The sequence below is a fragment of the Rhizobium sp. BK181 genome (genome assembly GCF_014193305.1).
Taxonomy (GTDB): Bacteria; Pseudomonadota; Alphaproteobacteria; order Rhizobiales; family Rhizobiaceae; genus Rhizobium.
The window spans coordinates 165,478-179,068 of record NZ_JACHZA010000007.1 but is presented as its reverse complement, the minus strand read 5'-3'; the positions used below and the strand labels follow the sequence as shown (position 1 = coordinate 179,068).

Here is a 13,591-nt window from a genome sequence, read left to right as displayed (position 1 = left end):
GGTAAGCGGGCGCGGCCACACCGCGCCCGCTTCCAGCGGTTCGCTTGGCCGATCATGCGCGCACGCCGTGCGGCTCCTCGGCCTCCTCCGTCCCGAACCGCACGTCCTTCTTCTCGTAACCGAAGCCCGCGAGAAGAGCCACTACGATGGCAACGATCGCCGCGACCATCAGCAGCGCGTAGGCATAGTCGCCGTCCCAATGCTCGGCCAGTCCCGCCTGCAGCGTCGCATTGCCTGACGCGAGCAGATTGCCGAGCTGGTAGGCAAATCCCGGGAACGTGCCGCGTACCTCGTCTGGCGACAGCTCATTGAGATGCACCGGCACGATGCCCCAGGCGCCCTGAACGAAGAACTGCATCAGGAACGCACCGATCGCGAGCAGCACCGGTCCCGGCGCATAGACCCAAAGCGGCGCCACCGGCACGGCGATCAGCGATGCGATGACGATCGCCTTCTTGCGCCCGATCCGCTGCGAAAGCGCACCGAAGAAGAGACCACCGCAGATCGCGCCGATATTGTAGACGATAGCAATCGCGCCGGTCGTATAGCTATCGTAGTTGCGTTGGGTCTCCAGGAAGGTCGGATAGAGATCCTGCGTTCCGTGGCTGAAGAAGTTGAACGCTGTCATCAGCAGCACGGACCACAGGAATAGCGGAACATTGTCACGCAGCACGGCGAGGAACGGTCGGCGTCCCTGTTTCTGCCGCTTGAGAAACGCCGGGCTCTCCTCGACGCTGCGCCGGATGTAGAGCACCAGCAACGCCGGCAGCGCACCGACGAAGAACATGCCGCGCCAGCCGATGACCGGGAACAACAGGAAGAAGACGATCGAGGCGAGCAGATAACCAGAGGGGTAACCGGCCTGCAGGATGCCGGAGACAATGCCACGGCTATTTTCAGGGACGGTTTCCATGACGAGTGACGCGCCGACGCCCCATTCGCCGCCCATGGCGATGCCATAGAGCGCCCTGAGCATGATGAACATGGTCAGCCCCGTCGAGAAACCGGTCAGGAACTCGAACAGCGAATAGAGCGCCACATTCACCATCAGCGTGATACGGCGGCCATATTTGTCTGATGCGAGCCCGAACAGCAGGGCGCCGAGCGGCCGCATGGCAAGCGTCAGGAAGATCGCGACCGACACGGCCGCGACGTCGGTGTGAAACTCATCTGCAATGTGCTTGAGAACGAAAACCAGAATGAAGAAATCGAAGGCATCGAGCGTCCAGCCGAGATAGCTGGCGATAACGGTGTTGCGCTGCTGCGGGGTGAGCGCGCGCAGGCTCTGCAATGCGGACATGATCTTCCTCCGTCCGAAAGCGGCGGCGAGGCGGGCAATGTCCGGATGCCGTCGAAGAGAGGGATCGCCCGGATGGGCGAGGTCGAAGCTGTGACAGGCAGCCTCGTTTAACGTCAGTATTGCTGCCCTTGTTCCCGGCTGCGACAGTTTGACCGTCGCTCAGCTTTCACCGGCAAGCTTTTCGCGAATGTGATCCGGCCCGCCGGTCATGCGCCTGGCAAAAGGCCGGTCGGGATCCACGACACGCCAGAACGGCGCGCTGCCCTCCTGGCTGATGTGCACCAGATGCCGCTGCACCGTGACGGGACAGCAGGCATCCGCACCGTATTTCGCCGCGAGCGCGCGCCGGATCTCCGCCAGATCCGACAGCTGCCCCGTCGGCACGCTTTGCAACGCATCGACGACCATGCTTTCGCTCGGGATCAGCATGCGCTGCTCCTGAGCCCTGCCCTTCGGCCGCATCTTGATAACCGGAACATCGCTCATGGCATCCTCCGCAGATCGAGAGCCGCACTCAGGTGAGGTTCCTGCGGCGCTCTACCTCGGCAGCGGTCGGCCGTTCGAATTCGAACGAACCGGTCACGATATCGCCATCACGAACATACTTGTTCACCGTGACACCAGTGCCCGAAGTCCGCGAACTGATGAGCTTCAGCTTGCCCGGAGATACTCCGTCGCCGAACAGCCGCTTGCCCTTGCCGAGCACGACAGGAAAGAACGAGATAGACAGCTCATCGACCAGATCGTTCCGGAACAGCGTCTGCAGGAAGTCGGTCGATCCCTGCGTCAGCAGGTCAGGTCCATCACTCGCTTTCAACGCCTTGAGCGCGCCGACCACGTCAGCTCCGAGCACCTGACTGTTCTGCCAGCTGGCATTGAACTCCGGATTGCGGGTCGCGACGTATTTGGTGATCCGGTCGAACAGCGGACCGATCGGGTCGTCTGACGCAACGTAAGGCCAATGCGCGGCAAAGATGTCATAGGTCTTGCGGCCAAGCAGCAGATCGAAGGGATTGGCGAACATCTCGCCGACCGACTCTCCCATCGCCTCGTCGAAATAGGGCGCGGCCCAACCCCCGTAACGAAAACCGCCGATCGGATCCTCATCCGGACCGCCCGGCGCCTGCATGACGCCGTCGAGACTGACGAATGCACCTGTCATGATCTTCCGCATCCTCATTTTCCTCCATGAAACCCTGCGTAGCTTGTGCACCAAGGACGTTCGCCCGCCGCCAACGCCGACAATCGCATCCGACAAAATCCGCCGCCACTGTTTGCCAAATCCGAACGATTCTTTTGTTTCCCTTTTGTACTCTTTGCCCCTTCACTTTCGCGGTGACTCTCGCCATATTCCGGCCATGGCCAAAACTCCGAAGAAATCCCCCGCCCCTGTTGGCTTCGAGGAAGCCCCGCAGTCGTCCTTCGAGGGCGCTCCCCTGTCCGGTTCCGTGTCCGACTGGGTGAAGCAGCTGGAGGCCGATGCCGAGGCGTCAAGTGTCGAGACGCAGCGCCAGATCGCCTCGAAGGCCGGCAAGCATCGCAAGAAGGTGGAGATCGCCGCCTCCAAATCCGCGCGCGGCACGTCGATGGGCGGCTCGACCGACCCGAAGACCCGCGCCGCTGCCGGCCTCAACCCGGTCGCGGGCATGGACACGACGCTGGAGGAAGCCGCCTCGCTGCAGGCCGGCACCGCCGTCACCGCCACCGTCGAGGCCCTGTCGGCGCTGATCGAGAGCGGCAACCCGCTGCACAAGAACGGCAAGATCTGGACGCCGCACCGCCCCGCCCGACCGGACAAGTCCGAAGGCGGCATCTCTATTCGCATGGACTCGGAATACCAGCCTGCAGGCGACCAGCCGACCGCCATCAAGGACCTCGTCGAGGGCCTCGAAAATGGCGACCGCAGCCAGGTGCTGCTCGGCGTCACCGGCTCCGGCAAGACCTTCACCATGGCCAAGGTGATCGAGGAAACCCAGCGCCCGGCCCTGATCCTGGCGCCGAACAAGACGCTCGCCGCCCAGCTCTATTCCGAGTTCAAGAACTTCTTCCCCGACAACGCGGTCGAGTACTTCGTCTCCTACTACGACTATTACCAGCCGGAAGCCTACGTGCCGCGCTCCGACACCTATATCGAGAAGGAATCCTCGATCAACGAGCAGATCGACCGCATGCGCCACTCGGCGACGCGCTCGCTGCTCGAGCGCGACGACTGCATCATCGTCGCCTCGGTCTCCTGCATCTACGGTATCGGCTCGGTCGAGACCTATACCGCCATGACCTTCCAGATGAATGTCGGCGATCGCCTCGACCAGCGCCAGCTGCTCGCCGACCTCGTTGCCCAGCAATACAAGCGTCGCGACATGGATTTCCAGCGCGGCTCCTTCCGCGTCCGCGGCGACACCATCGAAATCTTCCCGGCCCACCTGGAAGATGCCGCCTGGCGCATCAGCATGTTCGGCGACGAGATCGACGCCATCACCGAGTTCGACCCGCTGACCGGCGCCAAGACCGGCGACCTGAAATCGGTGAAGATCTACGCCAACTCGCACTACGTCACCCCGCGCCCGACGCTGAACGCCGCCATCAAGTCGATCAAGGAGGAGCTGAAGGGCCGCCTCGTCGAACTCGAGAAGGCCGGTCGCCTGCTGGAAGCCCAGCGCCTCGAACAGCGCACCCGCTACGACATCGAAATGCTCGAAGCCACCGGCTCCTGCCAGGGCATCGAGAACTATTCGCGCTACCTGACCGGCCGCGACCCCGGCGATCCGCCGCCGACGCTGTTCGAATATGTCCCCGACAACGCCATCGTCTTCATCGACGAAAGCCATGTCACCATCCCCCAGATTGGCGGCATGTACCGCGGCGACTTCCGCCGCAAGGCGACCCTTGCAGAATACGGCTTCCGCCTGCCCTCCTGCATGGACAACCGTCCGCTGCGCTTCGAGGAATGGGACGCCATGCGCCCCGACACCATCGCCGTCTCGGCCACCCCCGGCGGCTGGGAGATGGAACAGGCAGGCGGCGTCTTCGCCGAACAGGTGATCCGCCCGACCGGCCTGATCGACCCGCCGGTCGAGGTCCGCTCCGCCCGCAGCCAGGTCGACGACGTCCTCGGCGAGATCCGCGAGACCGCGGCCAAGGGCTACCGCACCCTCTGCACCGTGCTCACCAAGCGCATGGCCGAGGACCTGACCGAGTACCTGCACGAACAGGGCGTCCGCGTCCGCTACATGCACAGCGACATCGACTCGCTGGAGCGCATCGAGATCATCCGCGACCTCCGCCTCGGCGCCTTCGACGTGCTGGTCGGCATCAACCTTCTGCGCGAAGGCCTCGACATTCCCGAATGCGGCTTCGTCGCCATCCTCGATGCCGACAAGGAAGGCTTCCTGCGCTCCGAGACCTCGCTGATCCAGACGATCGGCCGCGCCGCGCGTAACGTCGACGGCAAGGTCATCCTCTATGCCGACAACATCACCGGCTCGATGCAGCGCGCCATGGACGAGACCGCGCGCCGCCGCGAAAAGCAGGTAGCCTATAACGAGGAACACGGCATCACGCCCGAGAGCGTCAAGGCGAAGATCTCCGACATCCTCGACTCGGTCTACGAGCGCGACCACGTCCGCGCCGACATTTCGGGCGTCTCGGGCAAGGGATTTGCCGATGGCGGCAACCTCGTCGGCGGCAATCTGCAGACGCATCTCAACGCGCTGGAAAAGCAGATGCGCGACGCCGCCGCCGACCTCGACTTCGAAAAGGCCGCCCGCATGCGCGACGAGATCAAGCGCCTCAAGGCCGCCGAACTCGCCGTCATGGACGACCCGATGGCGCGCGAGGAAGCCCGCTCGCAGGAAGGCAGCGGCAAGAAGAGCGGCAAGCCGGCCGCGGGCGGCAGCTCCCTCTTCGCTAAGCCCGGCCTCGACGACATGGGCCGCGACGTCGCCGACCCCGCCAACAAGAGCCTCTTCCGCCGCAACAGCCTCGACGAAATGACCGTCGGCCGCACCGAAAAACCGGTCACCGGCCACCTGCCGGACAAGCCAGAGGCCGCCAAGGGCACGAAGCGCTTCTCACCGCTGCTGGAAGGCCAGCCGGAGCGCGACGACGTCAGGCCGCTGGTGCGCGGCAAGACCGGCGTCGGCAGCTACGAGGATCTGGTGGACCAGAAGCGCAAAGGTCGGACAAAGGGCAAGACGGGGCGGCCCGGAAGATAGAGAATGTCTCCTCTCGGCCCAAAGCAGACCGTTCAGGCCGCTACAGCCGACGCCAGATGGCTTGGTCCCCCCGCAGAATCTCCCGGCGATCATAGCGTTGCGCGACAGCAAAACCGGCGATACGCTTCATCATCAAACTTCGGCAGCAGCAGCGCGACAGGGTGACAAATGGCAACTTCGTTCCGGGTAGGCAAAGGTGCGGGATACTCCACTCGGGTTTTGGTTTTGCTGTCGCTCGCGGTCAGTGGGGTTTCTGCGACCGAGTCCCGTCAGGCGCGGAACGAGTTGAAGGCATTTCCCGAGGCGACCGCGGGCCAGCAACGACACGTGATCTTCTTGCCAAAGCGTACCGACGAAGATGCGCGGCGAGTTGGAGTGATCGTAGGCCGAACCGAGTTGGTAGATTGCAACCGGAATACCTTTGGCTCCCGGTTGGAGAAGCGTACAATTGATGGTTGGGGGTATGACTACTACGTCGTTACAGGAGTTGGCTCGGTCGCGAGTACGCGAATGGCTTGCCCGGATGCCACCAAGAAAAAAGCGTTCGTGCGAAGCTCAGACGAGCCACTCTTGCGATACAACAGCCGGCTTCCCCTTGTGGTGTTTGCACCTGTCGACGTGGAAATCCGATACCGGATTTGGAAAGCCGGCCCAGAGACCCTGGCGGACTGACGTCTTCGTTCGGTAGTAAGATACAAGATCCGGGAGCGTTGATTGGGAGGCCGAGCAATGGTCCGTTCCAATCAACATGCAGGTTTCCAAGCTCGTCAAGTGCGGTGTGCAACGAGCCAGCATCTTCGCCGGTGCGCGTTATTGGGCCGACGCGCCGGAGAACGGCCCGGAAGGCTGGGGCTATCGTGTTGGACTAACGTTCCTGTTTCCGAAATGATCTGGAACCGCTCGGGGAAGGTTCTAGCCCTCTCACAATTGACGGGTTTTCAGGCCAGGCAAGGTTTCACGCATATTAGGTCGTGGGCATGGCCACAACAGGTACTTGTGTCCCCTTCTGGCGCAAACCGAACGTACAGTATTTGCGGATGGCACATACCATTCTTCCAATAAAATCAGTTGTGCCTCCAATATTATATCCCCACCCCACCTCCCCATGCCATCATCTCCTCGTCCTGTCGCGGATACACCGCAAGGCGTTGCGGCGAGGCGGGACCGGCGCGGGGTGTGAGGGTAGGACGCAAAACCTCATGCACCGGGTCCGCAGAAAATGGTCTCCCTCCGGGGACGGCGGCGATCGCGCGAATGCGGCGTCGAGTTGAGCCCCGGGCGTGCCTGTGTGGCACACATGGCCCCCAGGGGAAGCAAAGCTTCCTCGGGCAAGGCGGCAGAGGGACCGGAGTTGTGGGCATAAACCGCCGAACGGGGCGCTCGACAGCGCCATTTTACACTTTTCAGATGAGGCTCTTTCGAGCGCCCCGTCCGAACCCTGCCGCCCGCAAGGGCCGGCAAACCGATGCCAGGATCAAGCCACGGGTGAAACCAGCCGCGTGAAGGCAAAGCCGCGCGCCGGCGGCAGCGGACGGGCGCAGAGACGGAGGGGCAGACATGACGGAATCCATAGGGAAAGCGGGAGAAGGGACGCTGAGCGAATGGGAACGCCGCATCGGCGACTACGGCACGCTGAGGCTGCGCCTGCGCACCGCCGAGATGCTCGGCCTGCCGGCAAGGGTCTGCGGCGTGCGCAACTGCCGCCGCACGCGATCCTGCCTGCTCGTCTTCACCCACAACAGGCTGCCGCTCTGCTACACCATGCTGACCGACGAGGAGCGCAAGGCCCATGACGAATTCTTCGATTTCGCCGGCAGCGTCTACGAGGCGGCGCAGTGCGGCCATTTCGGCAATCTCTACCGGCTGCTGATCGACAACCCGCCCGAATATCACCAGGCGGTGACCGCGATCGTCCGCCACGCCCTGCCGCCCGGCCATCGCGCCCATGGCGGGCTCGACGCGATCGACCGGATCAGGGCCGGCCTGCCGCCTGCCGCATGGAGCTGGAAAACTCGCTACGGGAGGTGACCCGGACATCGGCCCGCGTCCGCCATGCAACCGGTGCCGATGCCTGCGGCCGGTCGCCGGGTGCGCAGATTGCCACCCATTAAACTTGCCTCAACCCCTGGATGGCATACCTGCCCCGACCGCCCAAGGAGACACGCATGGCATTCGTCGCTTTCAGGAACACCCACAACAACACCATCTACATCAATCCCGAGCAGGTCCTCTACGTCGCGTCCTTCGAGGAGGATGTCACGATCATCGCCTATGCGGTTTCCGATTCCAGCGGCAAGCCGCTCGTCTCCCACGTTCGCGGCAGCGCCGACCTAGTGCAGCACAAGCTGGCGGGCGGGGCGGCGCGCTAGGATGGACGGCCCTCAGGGCGCGGCCGGGATGGCGAAGGAGCGCAACGGTGCCGTTCCGGCACAGTTTCCCGAAACGGCACAACATCGGCTGTGAGTGCTTACGATTCGTCAAGTGTCTGAATCTTTGTCGATTCCCGTGTCGCAGAATCGCGTGCCACAATATTGCCGCTTGCCTTTTGCTTCGAATGCTGTCACCAAATGCGGCTCTCGGGCATTTGCATGCCGGTGACTGGACTGATGTGGTAAAGCTTTCCGGCAGGAAGGCGGCGTGGGGGACACCCGCGTACGTAGACGTTCTTTCCCCGTTCGTGAACTACTCGACTGACCCTTCGCGCGCTGAATTTTGATGAGGGAGCGCGAAAGCTAAAGCCGTCCGTTTCCTCTCGCGGGGGATGGATACCAAACAGACTAAGGGAAAAGGACTATCCCAATGGCCACCAAGGGCACCGTAAAATTCTTCAACCAGGACAAGGGTTTTGGTTTCATCACGCCAGAAGGCGGCGCGAAGGACGTTTTCGTCCACATCTCCGCGCTGCAGGCTTCCGGCATCCAGTCGCTGCGCGAAGGCCAGCAGGTTACCTTCGACACCGAGCCGGACCGCATGGGCAAGGGCCCGAAGGCCGTCAACATCTCGGCTAACTAATTCATTTTCTGCTTCGGCAGAAAAGAGGACGGCGCTCCGCAAGGGGCGCCGTTTTTCGTTTGCGGGATCGATCGGCTGCCCGCGAAACGCTCGAGCGGCAATGCGGCCCGCCAGCCGGGCTCCGTTTCGTCGCGCGGCAGCGCTATGCGCCGACCGCTTCCCGCGCACCTTCGAAATCGACCGCAGCAAAGGCTGCGGCAATCACCTCCGGCCCAGCTCCTGCCTTGACGGCATCGGTCGACAGGATCTGCCGATAGCGCCGGGCGCCAGGCAGCCCCGTGAACAGCCCGACCATATGCCGCGCCACCTGCTGCAGCCGCCCGCCATTGGCGATATGACGCTCGACATAGGCCATCATCCGGTCGCGGATATCGCCCCAGTCTGCCGTCTCCGCTGCCGCGCCGTAGAAACGATGGTCGACATCGGCGAGAATGGCGGCGTTCTGATAGGCCGCGCGTCCGAGCATGATGCCGTCGATATGGTTGAGATGCCGAGCCGCCTCGTCGAGCGTCTGGATGCCGCCATTGATGCCGATGAAAACATCCGGCCGCGCCTGCTTCATGCGGTAGACGATCTCGTAGTCCAGCGGCGGGATCTCACGGTTCTCCTTCGGCGACAGGCCTTTCAGCCAGGCCTTGCGCGCATGGATCCAGATTGCGTCGGCGCCGGCATCGAGCACCCGATCGAGAAGGCCGGGCAGCGCCGCCTCCGGATCCTGCTCGTCGACGCCGATCCGGCATTTCACCGTGACGGGCACGTCGGCCACCGCCTTCATCGCCGCCACGCAGGCCGCCACGGTCTCGGGCGTCAGCATCAGGCAGGCGCCGAAGGTGCCCGATTGCACCCGGTCCGAGGGACAGCCGACATTGAGGTTGATCTCGTCATAGCCATAGGGTGCCGCGATCCTGACCGCCTCTGCAAGCTTCGCCGGATCCGATCCGCCGAGCTGCAGCGCCACCTTGTGCTCCGCCGCATCGAAGGACAGCAGCCTTTCGCGCGGCCCATGGATGATCGCATCGGCCACGACCATTTCCGTATAGAGCAGCGCATTGCGACTGATCTGCCGGTGGAAATAGCGGCAATGGCGATCGGTCCAGTCGATCATCGGCGCAACGGCGAAGATCGGCTGGCCTGACTTCAGGGCCTCGGCGTAGAAATTGGATGTAGTCATGCCGCGCTCATAGCGCAAAGACGGGTGAAATGCCAGTTTGCGGCGCGCAGGGCAGCAATGCGGCGATGCACGGCAGCCACTAATCGGCAAACCGCACTTTCCCCCCCGCTTCCTTTCCGTCTAAGATGCCGGGACTCACAAATAGCACGAGCCTGCAATGTCCCTTCCCGCAACTGTCATCCCCCTTCCCCAACCCGTCCTGCTTCCCGTCGAAGGCACAGCTGACGCATTTCCCGTGCGTCGCGTCTACTGTGTCGGGCGCAACTATGCCGACCACGCGATCGAAATGGGCCATGACCCGAGCCGCGAGCCGCCCTTCTTCTTCCAGAAGAACGCCGAAAACCTGGTGGCTGAGGGCAAGGATTTCCCTTACCCGCCGCTTTCAAGCGATGTGCATTTCGAAGTCGAGTGCGTTCTGGCGCTGAAGGCCGGCGGCCAGGATATTCCCGCTGAAAAGGCGCTTGATTGCATCTACGGCTATGCCGTCGGCATCGACTTCACGCGCCGCGATCTGCAGGCGGAGGCGAAGAAGCTCGGCCGCCCCTGGGAGGTCGCCAAGGCCTTCGAATATTCCGCACCCGTATCGCCGATCGTCCCGGCGGCCCAGCTCGGGCATCTCTCGGCCGGCCGTATCTGGCTGGAACTGAACGGCAAGCGCGTCCAGGATGGCGACCTCAACCAGATGATCTGGAAGGTGCCAGAGATCATCGCCGAACTCTCGAAACTCTTCATCCTGGCGCCGGGCGACGTCATCATGACCGGCACGCCAGCCGGTGTCGGCGCCGTGACGAGGGGCGACCACGTCAAGTGCGGCATCGACGGTATCGCCACACTGTCGGTGAAGGTGGCCTGAGAGGAGACGTCCATGCCTGTCTACGCGCTCGGCGGACTGACGCCGGATCTACCGGCACCCGGCACCTACTGGATCGCGCCTGATGCCCATGTCATCGGCCAGGTTTCGCTTGGTGTCGATGTCGGCATCTGGTTTGGGGCAGTGCTGCGCGGCGACAATGAGCCAATTCTGGTCGGGGCGGCGACGAATATCCAGGAAGGCGCGATGCTGCATACCGATCCAGGCTTTCCCGTAACGATCGGTGAAGGCTGCACCATCGGCCATCACGCCATCGTCCACGGCTGCACGATCGGCAACAATTCGCTGATCGGCATGGGCGCCACGGTCCTGAACGGCGCCAGGATCGGCAACAATTGCCTGGTCGGCGCCAATGCGCTGATCACCGAGGGCAAGGAGTTTCCCGACAACTCCCTGATCGTCGGCTCACCGGCGCGGGTTATCCGCACGCTCGACGAGGCGGCGATCGAGGGGCTGCGCCGCTCCGCCGAGAAATATGTCGGCAACTGGCAGCGTTTTGCGCGGGATCTTCGTCCTCTCTGACCATCAGAACAGCAGACCTACCCCGGTCACGTTCCTGACTGCCGTCTTCACGAGATCGAAGACGGCGTTCAGGATCTTCTGCGCGGCTCCGTAAACGAGGAATTCGAACTCGGCCAGCGCGCTGTTGAGATTGAGTTCGAGCAGATGCAGCGTCAGGTCCGCGGCCTTGACGGTGATCGTCTTGGCCGCCAGCTGCGCCATGACCTTGGCAGTCTTCTGCGCGATGAAACCCAGCTGATATGTCTTCTCGTCGCGAATGGCGGTCCATTGGCCTTTTGCCGTCGCCGCAGCCACGGATATACAATCAATAAAACATACAATCAATGCGAGATACTGGTTGCAAGCCTGGTCTTTTGCTAAGCGGCGCACGCCTCACACAGACCGCGGATCTCGATCGTCGTCTTCTCCGCCTTGAACTTCTTCCCGCGCGTCCAGTCCATGAGGCGGTGATCGACCTCGTGGTCGTGGAATTCCATCACGTGGCCGCAGCTCTCGCAGATGGCGAAGGCGACGATGCCGTGACTGTGGCAGTTCTGGTCCGGGTGCGCGCAGGCGACAAAGGCGTTGATGCTTTCGAGCCGGTGCACGACGCCATACTCAAGCAGCTTCTCAAGCGCGCGGTAGACCTGCAGCGGCGCGCGAAAACCGTGATCGCGCAGCTTGTCGAGGATCGTATAGGCACTGAGCGGTCCGTCCGCCTTTTCGAGAACCTCAAAAACGAGAGCCTGGTTCTTGGTCAAAGCAGGTGCATTCATCAACGTTGTCCTTCCGGGACCTGCCCGCGCCCGCGCTTCGGCAGCAGGCTCAGAATGAAGAGGATCAGGGCTGCGACGACGATCGACGGGCCGGAGGGCGTGTCGTAGGTGAGCGAGCCGAACAACCCGCCGACCACGGCGACAGCGCCGATCAGCGAGGCGAAGATGGCCATCACCTCGGGCGTCGAGGCAAAACGGCGCGCTGCGGCCGCCGGAATGATCAGCAGCGAGGTGATCAGCATGATTCCGACGATCTTCATGGCGATGGCAATGACGACGGCCATCAGCAGCATGAAGAAGAGCCGCGCCCGCTCAGGCTGCAGCCCTTCGGCCTCTGCAAGCTCTGGATTGACGGTGGAGGCCAGAAGCGGCCGCCAGAGCCAGGCGATCGCCGCCAGCACGAGAATGCCGCCGCCCCAGATCATGACGATATCCGTCTTCGAGACCGCGAGGATGTCGCCGAACAGGAAGGCAATGAGATCGATGCGCACCCAGCTCATGAAGGCGACCATGACGAGGCCGATCGCTAGCGTTGCATGCGAGAGGATACCGAGCAGCGCATCCGCGGACAGCGCCTGGCGTTTCTGCAGGAACAGCAGGAGGATCGAAACCGTCGCCGCCACGAGGAACACCGCAAGCGTCAGGTTGAACTGCAGCAACAGCGACAGCGCGACACCAAGCAGCGCGGAATGGGCGATCGTATCGCCGAAATAGGCCATGCGCCGCCAGATGATGAAGCAGCCGAGCGGGCCGGTTGTCAGCGCCAGGCCAACGCCGGCGAGGATGGCGCGGACGAAGAAATCGTCAAACATGGCGCTCTCCTGCGGGCTGCTTGTGATCGTGGCCGTCATCGTGATTATGACCGACGCTGGCACGGCTGTGGTCGTGGCTATGGCCGGCGTGGTCGTGATGGGCGTGGTCGTGCCCGTCATCGCCATGATGGTGGCCATCGTCGGGGTGGCAGTGATCGGTGACGGAACCGTCGGAATGCAGCACCCGGCCATCCGGCAGATGCGTGTGGTCGTGGTGATGGCTATAGACCGCGAGCGCCTGCGCCGCACGGCTGCCGAACAGGCGGACATATTCCGCGCTCTGGGTCACCGCCTGCGGCGTACCGCGGCAGCAGACATGGCCGTTGAGGCAGATCACGGTGTCCGTCGCCGCCATGACCACATGCAGGTCGTGCGAGATCAGCAGGATACCGCAGCCGGTCGTGTTGCGGATCGACTGGATCAGGTCGTAAATCGCGATCTCTCCGGAAAAATCGACACCCTGCACAGGTTCGTCGAGCACGAGCAGATCGGGCTTGCGGGCGATGGCGCGCGCCATCAAGGCCCGCTGAAATTCGCCGCCGGACAAATGCTGCACTTCGGCACCGAGCATGTGCGACAGTCCAACCGCGTCGAGAGCAGCCGCCATATCGGCGTCGGAGAGAGGCCCGGTCAGCGTCATCAGCCGGCGCACGGTAAGCGGCAACGTCCAGTCGATCGCCAGCTTCTGCGGCACATAGCCGACCTTCAGGCCGCCGGCTCGCTCTACCCTGCCCTCGTCGGGCTTCAAGACGCCGATCGCCGTCTTCACTGTCGTCGACTTGCCCGAGCCGTTCGGGCCGATCAGCGTGACGATCTCGCCGCGCGAGACGGAGAAGTCCACGCCACGGACAAGCCAGCGGCCGTTTCTGCGAACGCCGACATTGGAAAGCGAGACCAAGGGCTTCGCTTCGGAATTTGCGGGAGGGAACATCAT

15 protein-coding genes and 1 pseudogene are annotated in these 13,591 nt (G+C 63.1%); 8 read left to right on the top strand and 8 right to left on the bottom strand.

Going from position 1 to position 13,591, the window contains the following annotated elements; translation table 11 throughout:
- Positions 1 to 52: 52 nt before the first annotated feature.
- The 3 genes from FHT77_RS18270 to FHT77_RS18260 all read right to left on the bottom strand — a co-directional run bounded on the left by FHT77_RS18270 (position 53) and on the right by FHT77_RS18260 (position 2,474).
- Positions 53 to 1,300 (bottom strand): MFS transporter, encoded by a 1,248-nt coding sequence (locus tag FHT77_RS18270; protein ID WP_183756343.1) that lies wholly within the window; start codon positions 1,298 to 1,300, stop codon positions 53 to 55.
- A gap of 159 nt (positions 1,301 to 1,459) precedes the next feature.
- On the bottom strand, positions 1,460 to 1,786 hold the full coding sequence (locus FHT77_RS18265; protein WP_183756342.1) for a hypothetical protein: 327 nt from the start codon (positions 1,784 to 1,786) through the stop codon (positions 1,460 to 1,462).
- 28 nt (positions 1,787 to 1,814) lie between these two features.
- Positions 1,815 to 2,474 carry a dihydrofolate reductase family protein gene (locus FHT77_RS18260; RefSeq protein ID WP_183756341.1) on the bottom strand — a complete coding sequence of 220 codons (660 nt, stop codon included), beginning with the start codon at positions 2,472 to 2,474 and terminating at the stop codon, positions 1,815 to 1,817.
- Between the two features lie 184 nt (positions 2,475 to 2,658).
- Between FHT77_RS18260 and uvrB the strand changes: the two genes are divergently transcribed.
- The 6 genes and pseudogenes from uvrB (at position 2,659) to FHT77_RS18235 (ending at position 8,526) form a co-directional block, all read left to right on the top strand.
- Positions 2,659 to 5,514 carry an excinuclease ABC subunit UvrB gene (gene uvrB, locus FHT77_RS18255; protein WP_183756400.1) on the top strand — a complete coding sequence of 952 codons (2,856 nt, stop codon included), beginning with the start codon at positions 2,659 to 2,661 and terminating at the stop codon, positions 5,512 to 5,514.
- A 168-nt stretch (positions 5,515 to 5,682) separates the two neighbouring features.
- Positions 5,683 to 6,186: a serine protease inhibitor ecotin gene (gene eco, locus FHT77_RS18250; RefSeq protein ID WP_183756340.1), complete on the top strand. Its 504-nt coding sequence runs from the start codon at positions 5,683 to 5,685 to the stop codon at positions 6,184 to 6,186.
- Positions 6,187 to 6,226: 40 nt separating this feature from the next.
- Positions 6,227 to 6,403, top strand: a pseudogene (locus FHT77_RS31380) (transporter); the annotation flags it as partial.
- Positions 6,404 to 7,071: 668 nt separating this feature from the next.
- On the top strand, positions 7,072 to 7,542 hold the full coding sequence (locus tag FHT77_RS18245) for a hypothetical protein (protein ID WP_183756339.1): 471 nt from the start codon (positions 7,072 to 7,074) through the stop codon (positions 7,540 to 7,542).
- A gap of 137 nt (positions 7,543 to 7,679) precedes the next feature.
- Positions 7,680 to 7,883 (top strand): hypothetical protein, encoded by a 204-nt coding sequence (locus FHT77_RS18240; protein WP_183756338.1) that lies wholly within the window; start codon positions 7,680 to 7,682, stop codon positions 7,881 to 7,883.
- 430 nt (positions 7,884 to 8,313) lie between these two features.
- A complete protein-coding gene (locus tag FHT77_RS18235; RefSeq protein WP_007533154.1) occupies positions 8,314 to 8,526 on the top strand; it encodes a cold-shock protein in 213 nt (70 codons plus the stop codon).
- Between the two features lie 142 nt (positions 8,527 to 8,668).
- On the opposite strand, the gene dusA is transcribed toward FHT77_RS18235, so the two are convergent.
- The gene (gene dusA, locus FHT77_RS18230; RefSeq protein ID WP_409527463.1) at positions 8,669 to 9,697 is read right to left on the bottom strand and encodes a tRNA dihydrouridine(20/20a) synthase DusA; all 1,029 of its coding nucleotides are present in this window, start codon (positions 9,695 to 9,697) and stop codon (positions 8,669 to 8,671) included.
- A gap of 157 nt (positions 9,698 to 9,854) precedes the next feature.
- On the opposite strand from dusA, the gene FHT77_RS18225 reads away from it, so the two are divergent.
- The gene (locus tag FHT77_RS18225; protein ID WP_183756337.1) at positions 9,855 to 10,550 is read left to right on the top strand and encodes a fumarylacetoacetate hydrolase family protein; all 696 of its coding nucleotides are present in this window, start codon (positions 9,855 to 9,857) and stop codon (positions 10,548 to 10,550) included.
- A gap of 12 nt (positions 10,551 to 10,562) precedes the next feature.
- Positions 10,563 to 11,090, top strand: coding sequence for a gamma carbonic anhydrase family protein (locus FHT77_RS18220; RefSeq protein WP_183756336.1), 528 nt, complete (start codon positions 10,563 to 10,565; stop codon positions 11,088 to 11,090).
- Between the two features lie 3 nt (positions 11,091 to 11,093).
- Here FHT77_RS18220 and FHT77_RS18215 read toward each other — a convergent pair whose 3' ends face one another.
- The 4 genes from FHT77_RS18215 to FHT77_RS18200 form a co-directional block, all read right to left on the bottom strand.
- Entirely contained in the window at positions 11,094 to 11,384 is a 291-nt protein-coding gene (locus FHT77_RS18215; RefSeq protein ID WP_183756335.1) for a hypothetical protein, read from the bottom strand.
- Positions 11,385 to 11,446: 62 nt separating this feature from the next.
- Complete coding sequence (locus FHT77_RS18210) at positions 11,447 to 11,845, bottom strand: Fur family transcriptional regulator (RefSeq protein ID WP_016554263.1); 399 nt, start codon at positions 11,843 to 11,845, stop codon at positions 11,447 to 11,449.
- Positions 11,845 to 12,657, bottom strand: coding sequence for a zinc ABC transporter permease subunit ZnuB (gene znuB, locus FHT77_RS18205; protein ID WP_183756334.1), 813 nt, complete (start codon positions 12,655 to 12,657; stop codon positions 11,845 to 11,847). Before znuB ends, FHT77_RS18210 begins: the two co-directional genes overlap by 1 nt.
- A complete protein-coding gene (locus FHT77_RS18200; RefSeq protein ID WP_183756333.1) occupies positions 12,650 to 13,588 on the bottom strand; it encodes a metal ABC transporter ATP-binding protein in 939 nt (312 codons plus the stop codon). Before FHT77_RS18200 ends, znuB begins: the two co-directional genes overlap by 8 nt.
- Positions 13,589 to 13,591 lie beyond the last annotated feature (3 nt).